18 protein-coding genes are annotated in these 21,470 nt (G+C 47.0%); 14 read left to right on the forward strand and 4 right to left on the reverse strand.

Annotated features, from left to right (window positions below; translation table 11 throughout):
- Positions 1-72: 72 nt before the first annotated feature.
- The 10 genes from AC58QD_RS19760 to AC58QD_RS19805 all read left to right on the forward strand — a co-directional run bounded on the left by AC58QD_RS19760 (position 73) and on the right by AC58QD_RS19805 (position 12,335).
- Positions 73-1,941, forward strand: coding sequence for a sensor histidine kinase (locus tag AC58QD_RS19760; protein WP_497336423.1), 1,869 nt, complete (start codon positions 73-75; stop codon positions 1,939-1,941).
- Entirely contained in the window at positions 1,919-3,481 is a 1,563-nt protein-coding gene (locus tag AC58QD_RS19765; protein ID WP_497336425.1) for a response regulator transcription factor, read from the forward strand. The genes AC58QD_RS19760 and AC58QD_RS19765 overlap by 23 nt, the downstream gene beginning before the upstream one ends.
- Before the next feature lie 29 nt (positions 3,482-3,510).
- Positions 3,511-5,181, forward strand: coding sequence for an extracellular solute-binding protein (locus AC58QD_RS19770; protein WP_497336427.1), 1,671 nt, complete (start codon positions 3,511-3,513; stop codon positions 5,179-5,181).
- Positions 5,182-5,290: 109 nt separating this feature from the next.
- The gene (locus AC58QD_RS19775) at positions 5,291-6,322 is read left to right on the forward strand and encodes an ABC transporter permease (protein WP_497336429.1); all 1,032 of its coding nucleotides are present in this window, start codon (positions 5,291-5,293) and stop codon (positions 6,320-6,322) included.
- Positions 6,323-6,373: 51 nt separating this feature from the next.
- Complete coding sequence (locus tag AC58QD_RS19780) at positions 6,374-7,246, forward strand: carbohydrate ABC transporter permease (RefSeq protein WP_497336431.1); 873 nt, start codon at positions 6,374-6,376, stop codon at positions 7,244-7,246.
- A gap of 88 nt (positions 7,247-7,334) precedes the next feature.
- Positions 7,335-8,918, forward strand: a complete 1,584-nt coding sequence (locus AC58QD_RS19785) for an extracellular solute-binding protein (protein WP_497336433.1) — start codon at positions 7,335-7,337, stop codon at positions 8,916-8,918.
- Between the two features lie 812 nt (positions 8,919-9,730).
- Entirely contained in the window at positions 9,731-10,603 is an 873-nt protein-coding gene (locus AC58QD_RS19790; RefSeq protein WP_497336435.1) for a phosphotransferase family protein, read from the forward strand.
- A gap of 210 nt (positions 10,604-10,813) precedes the next feature.
- Positions 10,814-11,266, forward strand: a complete 453-nt coding sequence (locus tag AC58QD_RS19795) for a GNAT family N-acetyltransferase (protein ID WP_497336437.1) — start codon at positions 10,814-10,816, stop codon at positions 11,264-11,266.
- 26 nt (positions 11,267-11,292) lie between these two features.
- The gene (locus tag AC58QD_RS19800) at positions 11,293-11,883 is read left to right on the forward strand and encodes a hypothetical protein (RefSeq protein ID WP_497336439.1); all 591 of its coding nucleotides are present in this window, start codon (positions 11,293-11,295) and stop codon (positions 11,881-11,883) included.
- A gap of 104 nt (positions 11,884-11,987) precedes the next feature.
- Positions 11,988-12,335, forward strand: coding sequence for a VOC family protein (locus tag AC58QD_RS19805; protein WP_497336441.1), 348 nt, complete (start codon positions 11,988-11,990; stop codon positions 12,333-12,335).
- A 72-nt stretch (positions 12,336-12,407) separates the two neighbouring features.
- On the opposite strand, the gene AC58QD_RS19810 is transcribed toward AC58QD_RS19805, so the two are convergent.
- The gene (locus AC58QD_RS19810) at positions 12,408-12,599 is read right to left on the reverse strand and encodes a PLDc N-terminal domain-containing protein (protein WP_497336443.1); all 192 of its coding nucleotides are present in this window, start codon (positions 12,597-12,599) and stop codon (positions 12,408-12,410) included.
- Positions 12,600-12,836: 237 nt separating this feature from the next.
- Positions 12,837-16,865, reverse strand: coding sequence for a right-handed parallel beta-helix repeat-containing protein (locus AC58QD_RS19815; protein WP_497336445.1), 4,029 nt, complete (start codon positions 16,863-16,865; stop codon positions 12,837-12,839).
- Positions 16,866-17,144: 279 nt separating this feature from the next.
- On the opposite strand from AC58QD_RS19815, the gene AC58QD_RS19820 reads away from it, so the two are divergent.
- The 3 genes from AC58QD_RS19820 to AC58QD_RS19830 are packed head-to-tail and all read left to right on the forward strand — an operon-like array spanning position 17,145 to position 18,426.
- Positions 17,145-17,510, forward strand: a complete 366-nt coding sequence (locus AC58QD_RS19820) for a VOC family protein (protein WP_497336447.1) — start codon at positions 17,145-17,147, stop codon at positions 17,508-17,510.
- Positions 17,507-17,632, forward strand: coding sequence for a VOC family protein (locus AC58QD_RS19825; protein ID WP_497336449.1), 126 nt, complete (start codon positions 17,507-17,509; stop codon positions 17,630-17,632). The genes AC58QD_RS19820 and AC58QD_RS19825 overlap by 4 nt, the downstream gene beginning before the upstream one ends.
- Positions 17,633-17,652: 20 nt before the next feature.
- A complete protein-coding gene (locus AC58QD_RS19830; RefSeq protein ID WP_497336451.1) occupies positions 17,653-18,426 on the forward strand; it encodes a helix-turn-helix domain-containing protein in 774 nt (257 codons plus the stop codon).
- A gap of 175 nt (positions 18,427-18,601) precedes the next feature.
- Here the strand turns inward: AC58QD_RS19830 and modB are convergent, their stop codons facing one another.
- Together modB and modA are read right to left on the reverse strand one after the other, a co-directional pair.
- Positions 18,602-19,279, reverse strand: a complete 678-nt coding sequence (gene modB, locus AC58QD_RS19835) for a molybdate ABC transporter permease subunit (protein WP_497336453.1) — start codon at positions 19,277-19,279, stop codon at positions 18,602-18,604.
- Complete coding sequence (modA, locus tag AC58QD_RS19840) at positions 19,276-20,094, reverse strand: molybdate ABC transporter substrate-binding protein (RefSeq protein WP_497336455.1); 819 nt, start codon at positions 20,092-20,094, stop codon at positions 19,276-19,278. The genes modB and modA overlap by 4 nt, the downstream gene beginning before the upstream one ends.
- A gap of 211 nt (positions 20,095-20,305) precedes the next feature.
- On the opposite strand from modA, the gene AC58QD_RS19845 reads away from it, so the two are divergent.
- A complete protein-coding gene (locus AC58QD_RS19845; RefSeq protein ID WP_497336457.1) occupies positions 20,306-21,259 on the forward strand; it encodes a substrate-binding domain-containing protein in 954 nt (317 codons plus the stop codon).
- Positions 21,260-21,470 lie beyond the last annotated feature (211 nt).

Raw genomic sequence — 21,470 nt, forward strand, 5'->3', positions numbered from 1 at the left:
TAGGTGGGGGCAGGGAAGTTGCGCTAAGGCGGCTTCTCTGCTTTTATTTGGTATCGGAGGAATCCTGGCCCCATGAAGCATCCATCGCTCATCCGTTACATCAATCAGCGGTTCAAGGTCAAGCTCATCCTGAGCCTCTCGGTCATCATCATCGTGTGTTCGATCGTCACCGGGTATGTGTCGTATCGCATTAACTTGAATTTGTTCGAAGGCGAAATCAGCAAGCAATATCGGAAGACGAGCGAGCAGACGATGGAACAGATCGGGTTCAAAATCCAGGACATCTATCGGATCACCGACTTCGTGTTCTTCCACCCGATGGTGGAGCAGTATGTGCAGAGCATGCACGCCGTCCCGGGAGAAGGAGAGAGCGAGGCGTATCGGAACTTCATGCTGGAGCGCGAGCTGTCCTCAGTGCTCTTCCCGCTCAAATACGAGTCGCCGCAGATCCGGGGCCTATATATAGTAGATCTGCAAGGGCGGAACGTCTATTTCAACCAATCGACCGCTTCGATCCAGATCAAATTTCCCGAGTTCTATGAGCTTCTCAAGCAGGCCATGAAGCCGGGCTCGGCGGAGATCGTCTGGCAGCGCATGGAGATTACGGATTCGTCAGAGCCCTCAAAGAAAAAAAGCAATCTGGTCGCGGCGCGGTGGTTGAAGTCGACTAAGCAGCAAACGGTGTACGGCATGATGATTCTGATCCTGGACGAGACGTTCCTCGGCGGCTCGCTTGATCCGCTGATGGCCGGTAGGACGACTGGGACGTACATCTACGACCAGAATAACAAGCTGCTGTACAGCCTGGAACCGGAAGGCCGGAAGGGCCATGAGCCGAAACTGGACAACAAGGCCGGCATGTACATCCAGCATTTGGACGACGAGGACTTCCTGTTCGTGAAAAGCGTCTACGAGCCCCGATCGTTCTCTCTGGTGAGCGGTATCTCGCTCGCGGATATCAAGGTAAAGGGGCGTAGTGTGTACCAACTGGCCTTAGTATCGGGACTGGTCAGCGTCCTTCTCATGGCGCTCAGCGTCTCGTTCTTCAGCGGCAAGATGCTGCGGCCCTTGCATATGCTTGTCCGGGCGATGCAGCGGGTGCGGGAGGGAAACTTCCGGGAGGTGATCCCGAAGACGTCGAATGACGAGTTCGCCTTCCTAGCGGACAGCTTCAATATGATGGTCGCCGACATCCAATCGCTCATCCAAGAGGTGTACGTCAGCAAGCTGAGCGAGAAGGAGGCCGAGCTGAAGGCACTGCAGGCCCAATTGAATCCTCATTTTTTGCATAATGCGCTCAATTCGATTTATTGGAAAATCATGTACCTGTACGACGACGCCGAGACGGCTTCGCTCGTGACCAGCCTCTCGGAGTTGCTGCGCTACTCGCTCGCTTCGGTCTCCACTCCGAGCACGCTCAGGGAGGAGCTGGCCCAGATTCGCAATTACATGACGATCCAGGAAGCGCGCCACGGCGAGGAGCTGACGGTCTGCATCGAAGCCGACGAGGAACTGCTGGAAGGCCGGTTGCAACGACTGCTCCTGCAACCGCTCGTGGAGAATGTGTTCGTCCATGCTTTCCAGGACCAGACTTCCGATAAACGGCTGTCGATCCGAGCGTTCCTGCAATTCCAGCCAAGAGCCCAGCTCATCGTCGAAATCGAAGACAACGGCTGCGGCATGTCGCCTGAGACGATCCGCCGGGCACTGGAAGACCAGGGAGTCTATGAGGAGCGGAGAGAGCGGGAGAGCATTGGTATCCGCAATGTCGCGCGGCGCATTCATTTGGTGCACGGAGAGCCGTATGGCCTGGACATCCGGCCTCTGTCCCCGGGGACGCTAATCCGGCTTACATTGCCTTATGAAATCCTGAGTGAGAGCCATAGGGAGATCTATCTTACGGAAGGAGGAGCGGCAGATGACAAGCATCGTACTGGTTGAAGATGAGCCGTTGTTCCGTAAGGGACTGGCCAAAATGATCGCGGGCTCCGGCACAAGCTGGACCGTATGCGGAGAGGCAGATAACGGACAGGAGGCCGAACTGCTAATCGCGGATTGCCAGCCGGATCTGGTTATGACGGACATTCGTATGCCGATCATGGATGGCTTGGAGCTGTTGAAGCGGGTGAAGGTCCGGTATCCCCAGATTGAATTCATCGTCATCACGGGGTATCAGGATTTCCAATACGCGCAGACCGCTCTAAGGTACGGCGCGCTCGATCTGCTGGTCAAGCCGTGCAGCAAAGATGACATCGACGAAGTGTTGTCGAAGGTGGAAGCTCTCCTGGCAGAGCGTCAGGCGAAGGCGCGCAAGGCCGCGAGCGAGCACCAGCTGTGGCTCGAGAGCACGCTGCGCTCTATCCTCCTGCGGCTTCCGTACCCTGCGGAGCTGCTGGCGGAGCTAGAGGGGAAGGCGGCCGACCAGCGGCTTCTCGTGTTTCAGATCTCGGATTTCTTCCCTGCCCACAAGCAGTTCAAGAAGCAGGATGTACCTCTCCTGCAGTTCGCCGTCCTGAATATCATCGGTGAGATGATGGACACACATGGGATCTCAGGCATGCTCTTGCTGATCGAGGCCGGCCGGTTCGGGCTGCTGCTGCAGCCTTCGACTCAAGAGCAGCCGTTCGGCGAGGCCGTCTGTCGGACGATCGGGCAGCTGCTCGGGCTGGTGGTGCTCGCCTCGCCGGCCGGCCTCGTACCGCGCCTACTGGAGCTGCCCGATATGTACGAGTCCGCAGCCGCTGAGGCGCGATCGGCACAGCCAGAGGACCGCGGCAGCAGTGCAATCGGGAGCGGCGTCTTGGACGCGTTCCCGATCAATCGGGCACGGCAGCAGCTGATACGTGCACAGACGGTCGCGTTCATTGCCGCCGGGCAGGTGGAGGCGCTGCGGGGCTACCTGGATACGCAGATTGAGGAGATCGGCGCGTATTGCATCAAGACCGACACGTGGAAGATCGAGGCGTTGTCGCTCAGCTTCGCCCTGCTGGATACCGCCCGCAAGCAGCTTGAGCGCGTGTACGATCCGCAGGCGCTGACCGAGCGAATCGGCAAGCTTCATGAGTGCCGCACGATGGAGGAGGCGCGCTGCTGGATGGCGGTGGAGACGGACGCGTTCCTGCGGGCTTTTCAGGAGTGGCAGATGAAATACAGTGCTAGCGCGATCAACCGCGCGATGCGCTATATCGAGGAGCACTTTGCCGAGCCTCTGTCCCTGCAGCAGGTGGCGTCGCACATTCATCTGAATGCGGCTTACTTCTCCCATCTGTTCAAGAAAGAGACCGGCCGCAGCTTCGTGCAATTCCTCGTCGACCTGCGGATGGAGCGGGCGAAGCAGCTGCTGGCCAACACCGATATGAATGTGACGGAAGTGTCCGGCGAGATCGGGTACGATTTGCCAAACTATTTTGCCAAGCTGTTCAAGCAAGCGACCGGCCATTCGCCTAAGGAATACCGCAAGCTGTATCAGACCAGACCATAAGTCGATCGGAAAAGGGGGAGACAACGGCTATGATCATTTTCCGCAACAAGGGCTTCTTCCTGCCGGTGCTCTTCGCAACGGTGCTCCTAGCACTAGCGTCCGGGTGCAGGTCTGTCGGGGAGCTATCGAATAGCGAGCCCCCCGCGGCGACAGGCCAGCGGGGAAGTATGTCGGTATCGATCTATGAGCGCGGCACGATTCCGTCCAGCGAAGGGACGGTCGAGAACAATCGGATCACTCGCTGGATCAACGAGAACGGACCCGTGGACGTGAAATTCGTCTCCGTGCCGCGCATTCAGTCGGAGCAAAGGCTGAATACGCTGTTCGCCGCGGAGGAAGCCCCGGATTTGATTCTCGAATACGCGCCGCAGATTAAATTCCCATGGATCGACCAGGGGCTGCTGCGTCCGATCGACGACATGATCGAGAAATACAGCGTAACCTACAAGGAGCAGTTGAAGAAGTATCCGATCCTAGTGAAGGCCGGGACCGGAGCGGACGGCAAGCTGTATCAGTTCGGGCGGATCAACGAAACAATCCCGATGCGGGGGTTGTTCATCCGCACTGACTGGCTGGATAAGTTGAAGCTGGACATTCCGCGCACGACTGATGAGCTCTTTCTCGCGTCCAGGGCGTTCACCGAGCTGGATCCGGATGGCAACGGCAAAGACGACACGTACGGAATCGCCATGTCCTACAACTCCGGGGCGGTGCTGGACGAAATGTTCGGCGTGACGTATCCGGATTTTGTTGTGCGGGGGGGCGAGCTCGTGCATGGATGGGAGAACATCGCGGCTGTGACGGAATTTAAGAAACGGCTGTACACCGAAGGGCTCGTCGACCGCAATTATATCAATGACAAAAACGGGTGGAAAGCCAAACAAGATTTTCTGAACGGGAAGATCGGCATTTACATGGAACAGTTTAACGTCCCGATTACGTTCTACACCGACTTTTATTTGCCGCTGAAGAAAAATGTGCCGGAAGCCGAGCTCACGGTCATGCCTTTTCCGAAGACGTCAGTCGGGCAGTTCAATCCGGTCTTCGTGAATCCGATCCAGATGACGGGGGTCGTCAACGCCCGGGCGAAGGACCTCGAAGCGGTGATGAAATACGTGGACTTTGCCGCCTCGGAGAAATTCATGAAGACGATGTACTACGGGTTCGAGGGCGTACACAGCATGACCGTCCCGGGCAAATGCCCGCAGATGCTCAATCTCGACAGATGGCGGGCGGAGTTCAACTTCGGCACGGGCGATTATGCGATGCTGGCATCGCCGCTCCTGGCAGGCAATTGCTATTACGGGACGCACAAGCTGGACGAGCAGGACCCGCTCCAATCAAAGGTCAAGACGATGTTCGAGATGAACTCGGAGTTCGTCAACTTCGACCTGCAGGTTGCGGGGCCGACGCATTCCGAGCAGATGCCTCAGTTGTCGAAGGAGCTGCAGATGATCTTGACCGCGACTTCGAAGCAGGTTGGCTCTGCCGACGGCGACATCTGGATCAAGGCGATCTTGACGCCGGGCTATACCCCGGACATGGCCAAGCAGGATGCGATCGCGGCATGGGAGAAGGCGGGCGGCAAGCTAGTCGACGACTGGTACCAGCGCTTCTATGCGAACGACAAGGATAGAATCATCCTGACGAAGGATATCTATGATATCTTCAGGCAACAGCGGGCGGAGCAGAAGAAGTAGGCTGGACTAACAGAATTTTGAGAACCACCTTACAAAGTTAGGGGCTTTCCCGGATAGGAGGGAAGCTCCTTTCTGCTTTCTACGCTTCCCCGCCAACAGTACTAAACCCATGTCCCAGACCTCACCTAAAAATCGTATCCATTTCTCCATAGTTCGTAGATGTTCGCCTGGCCCGGAAATCGTACACTTAAGCCAACAACGACGATCCGAGGTGAACGAGATGGGCGTGTCCAGCTGGAAGCAGACGCTTCGCTATTTGAACCAAAAAAAATACTTATACATCTTGCTAATTCCGTGCGTGCTCTATTTCTTTATCTTCAACTACATCCCGATGTACGGCGTCATCATGGCGTTCAAGGACTTCAACTTCGCTAAGGGCATCCTTGGCAGTCCCTGGGTCGGGCTGGACAACTTCCGGTACATGTTTGGGCTAAGCGATTTCTACACGGTTTTCTGGAACTCGTTCTATCTGGGCATCCTGCGGCTGCTGTTCGGATTCCCGTTCCCGATCCTGCTCGCTCTGTTCCTGAATGAGATGCGCAGCATGATTTTCCAACGGGTGTCACAGACGATCATCTATTTGCCCCACTTCATCTCCTGGGTCGTCATCGGGGGCATTCTCGTCAACTTCATGTCCCCAACGTGGGGCGTGGTGAACATTCTTCTGGTCAAGCTGGGCTTCGACCCAATCTTCTTCCTCGCCGATCCAGACTACTTCCGTCCGATCGTCATCCTTAGCAGCATCTGGAAGGAATCGGGCTGGGGCAGTATCATCTACCTCGCTGCGATCGCCGGCATCAATTCGGAGCTATATGAAGCGGCGAGCATCGATGGGGCGGGTAGGCTAAAGAAGCTGTGGCACATCACGCTGCCAGGCATCAAATCGACAATCGTCGTACTGTTTCTGCTGAGGCTCGGACAGATAATGGGCAACGGCTTCGAGCAGATCTTCGTCCTGCAGAATCCGTTGAATCTGGGCGTATCCGAAGTGTTCGAGACGTACGCGTACCGGGTCGGCATCCTGGGCGGGCGCTTCTCCTTCGGGACGACGGTAGGGCTGTTCACCTCGGTCATCGGGCTGATCTTCCTGCTGATCGGCAACACGATCGCCAAGCTGTTCAAAGAGGATGGCATATGGTAATCCTCGAGCCGACATACCAGTCTAACGCATCACGAGGAGGAGGCCGTTGTTTTGAAGATTAGATCCATCAGTGACCGATTATTCGACATCATCAACTATTTGTGCATCGGGATTTTCGCTTTGGCTTGCTTGTTTCCCTTTTATTATGTAGCGGTCCTATCCGTCACGCCTTATTCCGAATATCTTGACAATCCGCTGCTGCTGTTCCCGAGCCACTTCGAGTTCGGCGCATACAAGCAAATTTTCGATATGCCTCTTATGTGGTCCGGCTACCGTAACACGATCCTGATCACGGTATTCGGGGTGGCTCTGAATATCGCGCTTCTGCTCGTCTCAGCTTATCCGCTGTCCAAACGAGATCTCAAGGGCCGCAACGTTATCCTCATTCTCATCACGTTCACGATGTTCTTCAATGGCGGATTAATTCCGAACTTCTTCCTCGTCAAGGAGCTGCATCTGTACAACACGCTATGGAGCATGATCCTGCCGGGAGCGCTTGGAGCGTACAACCTGATCCTGATGAAAAATTTCATTAGTGAAATCCCGCCCAGTCTGGAGGAATCGGCGTTCATCGACGGGGCTAACGAGATTACGGTGCTGACCCGTATCATTATCCCGTTGTCCAAGCCGGCGATCGCGACGTTCGTCATCTTCCATGCCGTGACCCAGTGGAACACGTTCTTCTCGGCGATCATCTACACGTCTAAGCGGGACCTATGGCCGCTCATGCTCATTCTTCGCGATATGGTCGTCGATGACGGGGGGATCGCGAAGGATGCGATGGACGCGAGCAGTGCGGGGGTGACGGTATTCACGATCAAGATGGCGATTATCATTTTCGCAACGTTGCCGATCATTCTCGTGTATCCCTTCCTGCAGCGGTTTTTCATGAAAGGTCTGATGGTGGGATCCATCAAGGGGTAGTTGAGTCGTTCGCATAACCATTTGCTTATAGCTGCAGGCCTCGCTTGCAGTTGTAATAGATCTTACAGTCAAAGGGAGAGTTGGGTATATGGAAAAGAAGGCGGTCAAGCATTTCGTTCGCAGTCTGGCAACACTGACGTTGATCGTGCCGTTAGTGGTGGCTTGCGGCAGCAACGGCGACAGCAAGGACACTGGCAATAACGCGGCTAGCACCACTCCAGGGGGCGTCAAGCCAGCGGTGGCTACTACGATCAAGATGTTTAATCGGGTGAACGCCGGCATCGTACTGGAGAACAATCCGGTTATCGCCGAAGTCGAGAAGCTGGCTAATGTCAAGCTGTCAATCGAAGCGCCTCCGATCAATAACTACGTCGACAAGCTGCAGGTTATGATGGCTTCGGGCGATTTGCCTGACCTCGTGTACAACTGGGGCGGCGCGGACGCCAACATGGAGACGTGGGCAAAGAACGGACTGCTCACGCCGCTGGATGACAAGATTGCTAAATATCCGAACCTCATGAAGAACATCACGAAGGAAATGTGGGACGGTGCCAAATCGACAACGGACGGCAAGCTCTACATGATCCCAAGACCGAATGTCGTCAACCATTGGGGGTATATGATCAACCAGCAGTGGCTAGATAAAGTCCAAATGAAAGCGCCTGTTACACTCGACGAGTTCGCCAACGTGTGCAAGGCGTTCACGAAAAATGATCCGGACGGCAACGGCAAGGCCGACACCTACTGCGTCAGCTTCTCCAACCCAACACTCGGCAACAACTCGATCTGGAATGCGTCGAATTTCCTCGCTTCAGCGTTCAGCCTCCCGATCGTGAACGGGGCGAAGGATACGGATGGCAGCTACAAGATCCGTGAGAAAATGTCCGGATACATTCCGTTCCTGACTTATCTGAAGCAACTGAACGATGAGAAGCTGATCGATCCGGAGTTCCTGATCAATAAGATCTACGTCGACCAAGACAAGCTGAACCAGAACAAAATTGGGATCATCTATTCACACCAATATGCTGTTATGGGCAACCTGGCAAAGGACAAAGAGTCTGACAAGAAATATACGTACCATGGCGTATTGAAGGACTCGAGCGGCGTAGCGAGCGACTGGGTTACACCTGCGGTATGGGGCGGCTGGATGATTCCAAAATCAAGCAAGAATGTCGATGCGGTGTTGAAGTTCCTAGATTGGGGCAATACGACGGAAGCGAACGCGCTGCTTCAAATTGGAGTGAAGGGGATCACATTCGAATCGTATGACCCGGCGACAAAGAAGATCAGCCGCACAGTGGATCAGAATACGAAGCTGTCAACGCTCACGAGCACGTACATGACGCTGGCCAACGCCATCGACGGCAGCGCCTCTACGATCGAGGGTGCAGACACCGAAGAACGCTTGGGCAAATACAAGGCGCAGTTGGATAACGCGCTGAAGCAAATGAAAGTGATCAACATTCCGGCGGTCCGCTCGCCAAAGATCCTGAACTTGAACAGTGCGATCCCGGATCTGGTGAAGAAGAAGGACGACCAGGAGATGAAATTCATTCTAGGTCAAATTACGCTTGCGCAATTCAAGGATTTCCTAGATAAGGAATGGTACCCGGCAACGGCGGATGCGGAGAAGGAATATATCGAGTACATGAACAAGCAGGGCAAGTAAGATAAGGTAATTGAAGGTAAGATAAGGTAATGCAACGATCGCCCTCGTCTCGGCTTACAGTTGGGGGGCGATCGTGTCATTTTCTGAATATAATTTTGTTGCAGACAGCTCAAGGAATCGATTGCTAATCAACACAAGGAACGGCGGCAGGTTTATAATCTGCTGCCGTTTTCTCAACGGGAGTTTAATGTAATAAACGTTTAATTGGATTCTGTAATCTTTACGCCCTCCTTATTACAAAATGTGGTAAAATATTGGGGCAATAAGGTTTTAAGGAAGGATTACAATGAATTCTAAAAATGTAACCATACTTGCAATCATAATTAGTTTAGTGGGTAGGTTACAACTTTAGAAAATATAACATTGACAAGACTAATAATGAACTAATAATCAAAAAAAATATAATAAACTCAGATCAAAGAAGTAAACCTACTTATGAATTTATAAAACTATCAGAAAAAAAATATAATGAAATCTTAAAAGAGGGAAAAATTAGAATTAGAATAACTTATGTCGGTAATGGTTTCTCCCTCTATGAGTTTGATACAAGAACCCAAAACCGTGAACTAATTCAGCGGCAAGAAGGAGGCAAATAAACAATTATAAAGATGTGTACTCATTCTAACACGTCATCGTATTATCTGTTATTCCAGCAATTATATCGTTATTTTTAACAGGTAATATCAAAGCACTACTGGATAAACTTGATGAAGCAGGCTACCTTGGAGGTCTGCTTTTTTTATTCAACAACTGGCAAAATAACACGTGGATGCATCATTAAAACAGTGATAAATATGGAGGCATGGATGCATTTGGATAAATGGAAGAAGCAATTGATTAAGCAAAAGCTGGAACATGTGAAAGCGGAAATGGGGGAACTATCTTTTCAGGAAGTTGAGTTCATCACCACAGGATGTGAGAAAGATGTTTTGATTTTGGATAAGAAAACGGTAATTGCTTTCTTTCGTGATGGATTACAGTTAGAACGATATAACGTACGGCAGGAACTGATTCGCAGATTAGCAAGGCAGAAAGAGGCAGTTTTGCCAGAGTGCCTGTATATTTCTCCAACCCAGAATTTCGTGGTGGAAACATACGTGCCAGGATATCGAATTACACCTCAGTATGTGGAAAAACATTTGGAAAACGCACAACAAATAGGTCGAGTAGCAGGAAGTTTTTTAAAACAACTACATATGACATCAGAACCAAGACTCGCCTTACAAACCGGCTTTGTACAACATGTTCGGAATGACATGGTTGAAGGGGTTAAGTTTCTACAGTCCAAACTGTCACAATCAGAGATGGAACAAGTGAAGGATTTCCTAAATTATTATTATGAAATTTCAACATCGGTTCAGACATGTATTGTGCATGGGGATTTCCACTATGATAATATTCTATGGGATGAGAGTAGCGGTCGAATCGGAATTTTAGATTTTAGTGAAGCTGGAATTGAAGATCCGGCATTGGATTTTATGTATATGTACTATTTTCCTAAAGAATTCAGGCAAGAGGTATTCGAGGAGTATGGTTCAGAAGATGCAAAACTATATGAGAGAAGCCAAATGTACGATAAGATCTATGGTTTGTATGATATGGTAGAAAATATCCAGGGAAATCCCAGAAAACCCAACTTTGAAAAAGGGTACACAAGATTTTTTCGCAGATCTCAAGCTTTTTAAACTTAGGAATTTCGAGTGATTTTTAACTTTAGAAAAACTGTTCAATTAACGGAGTTGAAGGATGGTGGCATTATTAGGTAGATATTTACGAACGGGCACAAGAGCTAAACCAACAAGAGGCCGCTGACAAGCATCAGCGGCTTCATTCAACAAACGGGCAGGATAATTCATGGTAAAATGAGAGGTACCATCTTACCTAAGGAGAAAGAAATGAATATTAGAAAACTTAATTCAAACGAAAATTACCCATTGGAACTGTTGTTATTAGCAGACCCTTCTCGAAAGCTTGTGGAGGAATACGTTAAAAGAGGAGAGTGTTTTGTAGCTGAAGAGGACAATCAAATTATCGGAATTTATGTGCTTCTACCTACAAGACCTGGAACACTTGAATTGGTGAACATTGCCGTTATTGTAGCGATGCATGGTAGAGGTATAGGGAAGCAGTTAGTATTACATGCAATTGATACAGCCAAAACGAGTGGATATACAACAATTGAAATTGGTACTGGAAATTCAGGCATAGGACAATTAGCTCTATATCAGAAGTGTGGCTTTCGAATTGTTGGTGTTGAAGTAGACTTTTTCATTAAGCACTACCCAGAAGAGATTTATGAGAACGGAATTCAGTGTAGGGATATGGTTCGATTATCTCAAGATTTATAAGGTAATAAAAAGGAGGTAGGACGACTTTGCAAGTGTTGCGGAATCGGCAATTCTGGGTATTAATCGCTTTAGCAGAACTTATTGTCTTAATAATAGTATCGTGGGGGTTGATTGTAACTCGGCAGGAGGTGGCCCGATACGAAGGTTATTACGACACGTCGCTGGGTAATCAAGTAACGGTTCTGTTCACAGCCGCCTTCGATAATCTTAAACTGATGGAGCGACTAATCGGAGGTGAAACGTTATCCGTTGAGGAAATGCGTAAACTACGTGAAGGGACCCTTACGTTTTCGAAATCGTACAGTGATCTACATGGTTTGGTAATCCAGCGCTTGGGAAAACCTCTGGAGAAGCTTTCAATGGAACCTGCCGTGATTGCCTATACAATGACACAGTACTTAGATAAAAAGGTATTGCTGCCTGACTCCGATTCATTTCAGATCGAAGGAATACAAAAACAAATCCAAGTCATGCACGACATTCATCAGCAGTGGACAGAGGCTTTAGGTGGGGGGAAATCCGTACCTGATCCGCATCAATGGAAGGGGATTGCGGAAGAGTTATCCAATGGAACAAAATATAAGTCTTTGGAGTTTGAAACAATGCTGTTTCGGTGACTGCGTAGATTCAACTAATGGAGAACGTTACTTCAATAGGGATTCACTGGCTGCTACGCAGTCAGAGGATCCTAAAATTTGATGACAGACAGGAGTTAGATACGATGATAAAAGGTTTCGGAGGAATATTTTGGAGAACTAAGAATCTTGAAGTTATAAAAAAATGGTACAGTGAAGTGTTGAAGATTGAAATAGAAAATTGGAATGGGACTGTGATAAAACCCCAATTAGGAAATGAAACTATCTTTTCTTTCTTTACCGAGAATGACAGTTATTTTCCAACAGAACAACAAGTGATGTTAAATTTCCAAGTATATAATCTAGACGAGACTATTAAGCATCTTGAACATATTGGTGTACCTCTTGCAAAGAAAAAAGAGATTAGTGAATTTGGAAAGTTTATTTGGATTGAAGATCCTGAAGGTCGACTGGTCGAGCTTTGGGAGAAATAACGAGTTGTAATTCATTTGCTGTTGAACGGAGAGCGAGAACATAATTCCAGTATAACGAGAGGTTATTTAAGTTCAATCATTACGGATAAGGAGATATACGATCAAACCTAAGACAGGAAAAAACATAAGTCCAATTAGAGTAAATAGTGCAAATTCCTGACTCTTTCCTCTACTTACACAATCCCGATAAGCCCAAACAACTAGAGCGATATGAATCACTAATAGAACGATGGAGATAAGTAAGAAAAGACTAACTATTTCCATGCACAAACCTCCTCAAAAGTAAAATAATACCTATTATTACGTAATGGTGGGGAGGAGGTTGCAATGACCATATCACAAACTAGGCTGCCGAGGAGATCCAATCGGCAGCCTTTGCTCTGCTCTGTGCCTTGAGGAAAGCCAACTTTTAATAGGTATCTTCGCCAATTTAACAGTGTAGTGTTTACCTTTTAACAATAGGTTTAGTAACCGTTAATGCTGTCTGCATCAATCGAATAACTATTTGTTACCACCGCTGTTGTTACCACCGCCGTTGTTACCACCGCCGTTGTTACCACCGCCGTTCGACTTCACTTTTCCGTAGGCTCCAATGGCAATTTTCTTAACGTCCTCGCGTGGAGAAGCATCCATTGTTGTTGGATTCACCACATCATATGCAACGCTCAACAACGGATTTGGGAATTCGTTATCCGAGTTTTGCGACTCAACAGGTTGCCCAACATAAGTACTCATATCGAATCCTGCTTTTGGCCATGGAGCCGGATAGTCATACAACGTATTCTGCCAATCGTCCCATGTTGCGACAGTATGTTTAATGCCAATACCTGCCCCAACTAATGGGCTATCCTCAGTTAGTTTAAAGTTTTTCACAGCAGCGCTGGCATCGATGAATCCTGGATTCGACCCTGTTATTGTTCCTTTCCATTCTTTCTTATCAGGTACACCAAGAGCATCGGTTTGAACCCAGTTATTCGCTCCCGTGACCTGCCTGCTGCCGGATGCCCAATTTGCCTTATTAATAGACTGAGGATCCGTATTTTCCGAGACAATGATCATTGGTCTGCCTTCCGGCTTATAGAACACGTTATTGTACATCTCAACGCTCTCTACACCGAACTCAATGCGGATCGCCTGTACCGGTGTATTCGTTGCTCCAGTGTCGTCCATATAATGAACAAACGTGTTATTTACAAAACGATATCGTCCATACGTCTGGCCAAAGGAAGGTCCGACTTTGCCTGTATACTCGGATAAATCCGATGTCCCGTCACCGCCCACGCGAACGAGCGAGCCTTGGGTATGAATAATAACGTTTCCGACAACATCCGAATCTTCCCTCCGGAACAATTCGCCATATTCAGGGTTCGTCTTCCTTAATTCTTCAGTAGATACGAAAGCGTACTTTTCGACCCCGTTGTCGTCTATAGTACCGAAGGCTGGGTCGGGACCGATGAGTTCAAGGCTTTGGTGATAGTTGTTTTCAAACCAGTTAAAATATACCTCGTTGCGGCGTGCTCTCGTTTTTAGACCGTTCCCTGAATTGGAGTCATGAATGTAGTTATATTGCACCCTCGCTACAGAGTCCGGGTGGGTAGCCTCATCTGCAGCCAGATACAGATTATGATGTCCTCCGTTTGTACCATTGCGGTATACTTCGTTATATTCGACCGTAATGCTGCCGGAACCAAAGTCGGATCCGAGTATGCCCATTCTAGCATCGTGGATCACGCTGTTTCTGACAACCAGGTTGTCGGCTTTGTGGAAGATTGCCCGATAAACGGTCTGATTTGAAATATCCGTTCTAACGGAGCCTGGCTGAGACATAATGTTGCCGTAATGAACGTCAGGGAATCTTGCCAATACCTCAGCCAGATTACCAATTACTTCGAAGTTATCAAATACAATGTTATCAGCGGCGATATCCACCATATTCGTTGCGTTCAATGTTTTGAGAATCGGTCTGCTGCCATGCTTGGATAAGCCTTTGATCGTTATCGGCTTTACTTTCGTTCCCGCATTCGAGGGGTCTATGAATATTGGAGCCGGATAAATCGTATCCCCATCGACTTCTACAATATCACCTGGTTGCAACAGCGCAACGACATCCTGCACCTTCTTGAATTTGTGCGTTGGACCTACAGAATATACATTTACTCCATTGACTATAACTGGGTTGGTCGTCTCGTTCAGTCCAATCTTGTTGTTATCGACAAGTCCGATCAGCTTCTCACTAAAGTTCGTCACATTGAAGCTGCCACCTAGCGCTACCACTCCCATGACGCCGATGTTATTTTTTGCTAATGCCGCATTACTGCGGAAAGTATAATTATCGGCAAGTGTTACTCCATCCACCGCAGCGCTATACTTTTTATTGGCGAGGTCAATCGTCACTTCAAAATGATAGGTCTTATCTTTGACATAGGGAATCACATTTGCAGCTGTTGTTGCTGTATTGTTGTTTGCGGAAAATCTGCCATTTGTTGCAAGCATTAAGTTTATTCTTCGATCACTAGAGAAGCTCATGACGGAATTCGCTGAGTTGAACGCGATATGCCCATTTACATTGTCTGCAAGCGGTGTTACGTCAAATTCCAGTTTAACCATTCCTGTTCTCGGTTGTGCAAAAGCGTATGTCGTAACAGGTGCATTAGGAGTATAGGGAACATGGGCATAGAAATTACCGTTTGGAGACCGGCCTCCCAGTTGCTCCATAAGCCATGAGAATTGGCCTGTCGTCCTCAATTGCCAGCTGTATTTACGAGGGGGAGTTACCCGGTAAACGTATACATCTGGATGCGCGTTTAACGGAAGAATCCAATAATTAATTCCTACTTCGTAAGTATAGTATAATTTGTTAGCAAGCCTTACTAACTCTTCGTCCGCTGTCCCCAGCTTTTTCGAGAAATAAGCAGCCCAGGCTACGACCCCAGCAACATCGATTGCGTGTTCAACGTCGTCCGACCAGCGAAGATTGCTTGTCCCATCTATATTCATCATGTAATCAGGGAATACGAGCGCTCCCGGATGAATACTGGAATAACTGTGCGGACTAGTTGCGTATGGTGGATTTTCCGCCCAAACTTCACCAGTCGTGGTCGACTTGCTTGCAGCTTTTAAGAAATTGCCCAGCCTTATTACAAACTGCGGGATATCAAGATTCTCGGTAAATGCATAAGCGCGTACCATCGCGTCATTGACAAATACAGACATCCACGGAGATGCAACCGTCCCTGGCATTCCTTCACTATGCTGCGCACTTGTGTGATATAACCCTCCGTCCACACGCTGTGCTGGAATTTCTCCGTCTGCTCCATTTTGATGCCATATCAGTGCATCGACAATATCCCTCATCGTGTCTTTATACTCCTGGTCCCCTAACACTTCATAGGCGACAACGTTAGCCAGAAGCTTCAGACCCACGATTCGTTCCGTCCAAAAACCTAATTCAGGGCTCCATTTATGAGCTGAATTTTTATAAGCGTTGACAATCTTGGAAATATCGCCTCGCATGACATTATCCCCTGTAAGCCAGTGGGCATATGCAAGATTTTCATTGGTGCTATACATAGCGCTCGTTCTTAAAGAAAATGTCCCGTTCGGGTTAATTTTCGTCCGATAAAATTCCGTGCTGCGTACCGCTTCGCGCAATACTTTGAACGCCCCGCTCCGCATATATGTAACAAACATGGTCGAAGAACGATCAAAAAGCCAAACGTCCCCTACGGTTTTATAATTCATTAACCTGGTTTCTTTCGGATCATCTTCGTTAATAGCCGTATAAAAATTGTTAATGGAAGAATGATCATAAGCCAGATATTCATCCATATGAAGCTGGGATTTCATGGATTGTGGATCTTGTCTAGTTAATGGGACGCTGTCGTCCATAGGGTTCATCAGATGCGGTCTTACGGCTCCATCACTCAGGATATCTTTAGGCAAAACCGCATAAACATCAGGCTCGTGCACGTTATCAGCTTCGACAAATGTTCCCGTTGTGACTTTATGCCACGCACTGCGTGGATCTTCGAGAGTACTGACGTTTTGTCCCCGAGCTTCACCGCCCCATTCGACGGTAATTTCTTCAAAGCCGGGAAAAGCATTAGTAAATGTGTAGTGAATCTGAATACGTGCGATCCGAACGGATTCATTATCGACACTTGAATTTGTAGCATGACGCCAAGGAGTAAGCTGCTCAACAAATGCAGGAATTTCCACTCCGTTCTTCAATACTCTCACTTGACCAAGCTGCTGTTCTTTCACTGAACCCCGCGTAAACGGAATGCCGAAAGTAACTAGAGTAGACGTTCCCGCACTTACAACTTCCGTTGGATAAAGCTTCACTGCCATGCTTCCTGTACTTTGAACTGGAGCGAAAAAATCTTGTAATTCTGCTGCCTGGATCGGGGGTTGTGGTACCGGTGCGTCCTCCGCCATTACCGGCAAAGCTCCACCCATCATGGATAAAATCAACATGACGGACAATAGCCAGCTAAACGAAGCTTTGCCTTTTTTGAGGGCTTTGTACATTCAGCAACTCCTCCAATATCATTTTATTGATCATTCCTCTCCATCTTATTTCATGAAAGCGCTATCGTAAATCGTCGAATTTTTCACTTTTTCATTTAATTTTTCTATAGAGAATAAGTAATAAAAGAGTGAACTTTCGAAAGATTCGTTAAGCCTTTTTATTCTTTTTTATCTAGGTGAACGTTGCATCAATGGTATATCGCAGAAAAAAGTGTTGACCTTGAAGTTGCTTTAAGGTGTATGATACTTCCATATAATTGAAAAACGGAGGGGAAATCATTGGACACACCTTATTTTAAATTTGACGGTGGATTTATTATGGTTCCGTGGAATCAGTTTGACGAGGCGGTTGAGTGGTATCGCGAGAAAATGGGATGGAAACTAAAAGGTACAGGTACTGGCCCAGTAGGAAGAAAGGCTTTTTTTAAGCTGCCAGGTCCAGGACAAGTTAATTTGAAGTCGTTTGAGAGCAACATTGAGCACTTTACATTGGAAGGGTATGCAGAAGGCAATTGCCGGTTCTGTTTTCGTACAGCGAATTTAGAGCAAACTCTTCTTTATTTTAAGCAGCAAGGGGTCGATTGTTCAGAACCACTAGAAATGCCAGGCTATATTTTCATATTAAACAACAAGAGGACTTTGTGAAGGCAAATCACTGGCTGAAGGAACAGAATATTGAAGTATCCGATATCATAGGCGAGCGTTGGCAAGGATTTCATTTTTACGATCCGGATGGGAATAGGTTGAACGTTTGGACTTATTATTAAATAGAATAGGGGAGGTCCTGGTGCAAGATAAAATGACAATTCAATCCTTCTCTGATCGAACGGGTCTCCCCTCTAGTACATTGCGTTATTATGAAAAAGAAGGATTGTTGCACCCAGATATACGAGCAGAAAATGGATATCGTCTTTACCGTGAGGAACAAATTCCTAAAGCAATAAAAATCCATTCATTACGTCAAGCGGGAATTAATCTAGCTGATATTCGGGAGTTTCTTAATGCTGACGAAGCCAAGCAACTAGAGTGGATGAATAAGTGGCGTCGTGATATTGATGCGAAACTCTCTGTACTCCACGTCGCAAAGCAGTTTTTATTTGGTATCGAACCTAAGGATGAACATATTCGTTTGGTAAAATGGGATACCCAGGTACATATGATGTGGTTTCGCCACCAAGTTAAAAGGCAGATGAATCCTTTTGCACGAGTGATCGAAGAGAGAGCAGAATTGTTGAGGAGTAAGGGACTATTACATGCACAAGAGGCGTTTGTAAAACAAGAGCATATTGTTGGAAACGAGATGATTGGTAAAGTTGGGTTTCGCCTTCGCAGTAAGGTTTCACTGCCTGATAAGCTACTCAATGATGTAGAGATCGAAACGATCGAACCTACACTATTCGTTGTCATGGACAGTTTTTCCAACGATCCCTATGCTTGTTTTAGTCTCATGCTTCTCTTGCAATCATTCGGATTTGAGCCTGCGGGACCTAATTTGGAACGTTATCAATTAAACGATAAATTGCATTATGAATGGATGATTCCAGTAGTTCATGGAACATGATAATTTTTAGCAACAAAACATATCTGATAAAGGAGAACGTCGTTCTCCTTCTTCTTCTACTAAACGGGCATGTTAGCGCGATGAAATGGATCGGGCACGAATTTGATATTCGAGCAAAAGCATGCCGAGCTGCCGGCGGCGCAAACACCAGTACACCCTAATTAATCCAACTTCTCTAATTCTTAGCTCTGTGGTTAACGATAAACATCAGTCCGAATGAAATGAATATAATGGCTACTGTCCAGCACCATGCAAGAATTTGATCACCAGATTCAACAGCAATATAGATGGCGGTAGGCAAAGTTTGGGTTTTGTGAGGGATGTTGCCCGCGATCATAAGTGTGGCACCGAATTCTCCCAGCCCTCTGGCAAAACCAAGAATGTAAGCTGCTATGACAGAACGCCATGCCAAAGGCAAGGTTATGTATCGAAGAACTTGCCACTCATTTGCTCCGATTGATCTCCCCGCGTCCTCCAAATCTTTGTTGACTAGTGAAAACCCGGTTTTCATCGTTTGATAAACTAAAGGAAAAGCCACGACGATCGAAGCGATCACGGCAGCCCCCCATGTAAATATGATAGACTGATCGAAAAAGCTGTCCATTAGGTATCCAATCCAACTCTTTTTACCCAATAGAACTAATAAGATAAAGCCAACGACTGTTGGAGGGAGCACTAAAGGCAGGAGAAAGGTAGTTTCTAACAATGTCTTTCCGCTAAACTTACGCCGCGACATGCTCCAAGCTGCTATTCCTCCTATTAGTAGAACAAAGATGCTGGATACAACAGATACCTTTAACGAAAGTAGTATAGGAGAAGCAAATTCTGTCCAGTTAATGTGCCCCATCCTCATTTTGGAATAGAAAATCCGTATTTGACAAATACATCTTGTGCTTCTTTACTTTGAAGATAAGCGTAAAAGTCAGCCGTTTCTTTGCTGTGTTTAGTTGCTTTTACAACACCAACAGGGTATTCAATCGGTGTGTACGATTTTGGATCAACGCTGAATGCTACTTTGACACTTTTTGAAGTCATTGCATCCGTTTTATAAACAAAACCAGCTTCTGCATTCCCAGTCTCTACATAGGTAAGTACTTGGCGTACATCTTTGCCCTGTACGATTTTGGCTTGAAGCGCGTCCCAAAGTTTCGCGTTAGTCAACGCCTCTTTCGCGTAGCTGCCAGCAGGAACTGTCTGCGGTTCTCCAACTGCTAAATGTTTGATATTTTCATTTGTTAAATCTTCTACTTTTTGAATGGCCACTTTGCCATCTGTTGGAACTATGACGACTAATTCATTGATTAACAAGTTTTTTTGCTGTGTTGTATCGATCAATTGCTTATCGAGTAGGGCCTTCATATTTTTGGTTGCTGCCGAGAAGAATAAGTCTGCAGGAGCCCCTTGTTCGATTTGCTGTTGCAGCGCCCCGGAAGCTCCGAAGTTAAAGTTGAGTTTAATATGTTTGTTTTTGTTCTCATAGTTGGTTTGAATTTCTTTAAATGCATCGGTTAAGCTTGCGGCTGCTGAAATAGTTAGTTCTACTTTCTCGGTGGGAATTGGTGTTGTACTTACTGCTGGTTGTTCCTTTTGACTCGTGCAACCTGTGATGATCATGGTTGCGATAACAAAACAATACAAAATATATCTAAACTTTCTTAAACTCAACATTACGGACCCTCCAATGTTAAAATTATATATATATGATTATAATTAGAAAAGTATAATCATTGATCATTATATTAAACTAGATTTAATTAGTAAACAACAGGATTGAAATGCCCTATTTATCAGCATATGATAGATGATGGTGGTTCCTGATGGATGTAGGAGTGAGTAAATCTACGCTACTTTTTAGAAGACAAGCTTATGGAGGTTTACAATGACAGCTGACATTTCCTATACAACTGAAGAAATATCTAAACTTTTGAAAATATCCAAACTTACCGTTTATGATCTAATTAAAAAAGGTGATCTTCCTGCTTATCGTGTTGGCAAGCAAATGCGTGTGGATGCATCAGACCTTGAAGCCTATAAAACACGTGCAAAAGATGGTATGGTTTCTACGATTAAAAGTGAACATGTGGAGCCTCTTGCCCAGCATTCTTTCCAAGCAGTTTCATCTTCCAAGCACTCTCTTGTGATAACTGGACAAGATGTTAGCTTAGACATCTTAGCCAAACATATTGAAAGAAGTGTAACCCATTACAGACCGCTTCGTTCATATGTTGGTAGTATGGATAGTCTAATCTCGATGTATAAGGGTGAATCGGATATTGTCAGCACTCATCTGCTGGATGGTGACACAGGTGAGTATAACCTCCCATATATCCGAAAATTATTGATTGGTTCTTCGTACATTGTTGTAAATCTCTTGTCACGATCGGCTGGTCTATACGTTAAGCTTGGAAATCCTAAACAAATTCAAGGCTGGGCTGATCTCAAAAAGCCTGGGCTTCGATTGGTTAATCGTGAAAAAGGTTCCGGCGCACGTGTACTGTTAGATGAACAACTCCGTCTTCATGGGATTCCACAACAGCTGCTAAATGGTTATGAGCAGGAGGAATCGAATCACTTAGGCGTGGCTGGTAAAGTTGCAACAGGTGAAGCTGATTTCGGAGTGGGAATAGAAAAAGCAGCATCTATGGTTAGAGGCGTGGATTTCATACCGCTTATTCAAGAGCGATATGATCTTGTTATGTTAAAAAAACCAGAAAATCTTGCATGGATTGAACGAGTTAAGCAAGTCTTGCAATCGGAATCCTTCCATAATGAGCTACGTCCTATCCAAGGTTATGATTTATCACAAACAGGACGCATTTTATTCGAGACTTAACGTATGGAAGGAACGCATTTCAAACAAAAAGCTTAGAACTAATTGACATCCTTTGCATATCGTTTTGTTTTAGACTGAGTCATACAGAAGTCAACGACGTGCTAAGACATGATTGGAACCTTCTATAATGCCCTTTATTGAAGGAATGGAAGCATGCCTAACCGCGTTATTTTATATTAGGTCTTGATAAACAATCGCGGCAGTATCCGGA

The sequence above is a fragment of the Paenibacillus sp. J2R1T-4 genome (assembly GCF_059692235.1).

Excerpts from the sequence above, each read along its gene's own strand:
- AC58QD_RS19760 (WP_497336423.1), top strand. The coding sequence starts at position 73 with ATGAAGCATCCATCGCTCATCCGTTACATCAATCAGCGGTTCAAGGTC.
- AC58QD_RS19765 (WP_497336425.1), top strand. The coding sequence starts at position 1,919 with ATGACAAGCATCGTACTGGTTGAAGATGAGCCGTTGTTCCGTAAGGGA.
- AC58QD_RS19770 (WP_497336427.1), top strand. The coding sequence starts at position 3,511 with ATGATCATTTTCCGCAACAAGGGCTTCTTCCTGCCGGTGCTCTTCGCA.
- AC58QD_RS19775 (WP_497336429.1), top strand. The coding sequence starts at position 5,291 with ATGTCCCAGACCTCACCTAAAAATCGTATCCATTTCTCCATAGTTCGT.
- AC58QD_RS19785 (WP_497336433.1), top strand. The coding sequence starts at position 7,335 with ATGGAAAAGAAGGCGGTCAAGCATTTCGTTCGCAGTCTGGCAACACTG.
- AC58QD_RS19795 (WP_497336437.1), top strand. The coding sequence starts at position 10,814 with ATGAATATTAGAAAACTTAATTCAAACGAAAATTACCCATTGGAACTG.
- AC58QD_RS19805 (WP_497336441.1), top strand. The coding sequence starts at position 11,988 with ATGATAAAAGGTTTCGGAGGAATATTTTGGAGAACTAAGAATCTTGAA.
- AC58QD_RS19810 (WP_497336443.1), bottom strand. The coding sequence starts at position 12,599 with ATGGAAATAGTTAGTCTTTTCTTACTTATCTCCATCGTTCTATTAGTG.
- AC58QD_RS19815 (WP_497336445.1), bottom strand. The coding sequence starts at position 16,865 with ATGTACAAAGCCCTCAAAAAAGGCAAAGCTTCGTTTAGCTGGCTATTG.
- modB (WP_497336453.1), bottom strand. The coding sequence starts at position 19,279 with ATGAGGATGGGGCACATTAACTGGACAGAATTTGCTTCTCCTATACTA.
- modA (WP_497336455.1), bottom strand. The coding sequence starts at position 20,094 with ATGTTGAGTTTAAGAAAGTTTAGATATATTTTGTATTGTTTTGTTATC.
- AC58QD_RS19845 (WP_497336457.1), top strand. The coding sequence starts at position 20,306 with ATGACAGCTGACATTTCCTATACAACTGAAGAAATATCTAAACTTTTG.